The sequence below is a fragment of the Burkholderia sp. Ac-20353 genome (genome assembly GCF_017104785.1).
Lineage (GTDB): Bacteria > Pseudomonadota > Gammaproteobacteria > Burkholderiales > Burkholderiaceae > Burkholderia.
The window spans coordinates 1-592 of record NZ_JAAGPL010000558.1 but is presented as its reverse complement, the minus strand read 5'-3'; the positions used below and the strand labels follow the sequence as shown (position 1 = coordinate 592).

Here is a 592-nt window from a genome sequence, read left to right as displayed (position 1 = left end):
AGTAGTACATGTAGACCGACGGCAGCTGGATGCCGAACAGCGAGTGCGTCTGCGCGAGGCTGAAGTCGCCGACGTGCACCGGATCGATCCCCGTGATCCCCTTCGGGCCGTTCGTGATGTTCACCGGGCGGTCGAGGTTGTTCATGAAGATCCGCACGATTTCACCGAAGCCGAGCGTGACGATCGCGAGGTAGTCGCCGCGCAGGCGCAGCGTCGGCGCGCCGAGCAAGATCCCGAAGATCGCGGCGATCGCCATCGCGATCGGCACGATGATCAGGAACGGCACGTGCAACCCGCCGGGCGCGAGGTTCGCGATCCACTCGAACTGCGAGGTCAGGTGCGGCGAGCTCAGCAACGCCGCCGTGTACGCGCCCACCGCGTAGAACGCGATGTAGCCGAGGTCGAGCAGGCCCGCGAAGCCGACCACCACGTTCAGGCCGAGCGCGAGCATCACGTACAGCATCGCGAAGTCGAGCACGCGGACCCAGTAGTTGCCGCCTGCTGCGCCGATGATGATCGGCGCGGCAATCACGAACGCCGCGGTGAGGATGCCGATGGTGACGGTCTTCGCGGTGTTGCGTTCTTCGACGAG

At 65.5% G+C, this 592-nt stretch carries 1 pseudogene; it reads right to left on the bottom strand.

From position 1 onward, the window contains the following. Positions 1 to 592, bottom strand: a pseudogene (locus G3N94_RS41945) (ABC transporter ATP-binding protein); the annotation flags it as partial.